The organism is Corynebacterium sp. HMSC075D04, assembly GCF_001815635.1.
GTDB lineage: Bacteria > Actinomycetota > Actinomycetes > Mycobacteriales > Mycobacteriaceae > Corynebacterium > Corynebacterium coyleae.
Window position 1 is genome coordinate 1 of record NZ_KV821303.1, and the last position, 272, is coordinate 272.

A 272-nucleotide genomic window follows, 5' to 3' on the forward strand; every position below is an offset into this window, starting at 1 on the left:
GACCTTATTAAGGGTGTTTCGCTTCCGATGGCACCGGAGTATGACTCGGTGATGAACTACCTCTACCAGTTTGGCAAGTTCAACTACTCGGAAAAGCCATACCTGCTTGAAACCCCCAACGGCAACGCGGTTGTCCCCGCCGACTGGGACGTACTGAGAATCAATACTCCGCGTATTGCTGCTGACAACCTTGAAATCGGCGACTTCAGTGCCATGGCAGGTGCCATCATCGACAACAAACCAGAAGCACCCGCCAAGGAAGAAAACAAGGT

General features: G+C 52.2%; 1 protein-coding gene. It reads left to right on the plus strand.

Annotated elements, in window-relative coordinates; genetic code table 11:
- Nucleotides 1-27: 27 nt before the first annotated feature.
- A partial coding sequence (locus tag HMPREF3048_RS02505; protein WP_141758829.1) for a hypothetical protein occupies nt 28-272 on the plus strand: 245 nt, incomplete at its 3' end.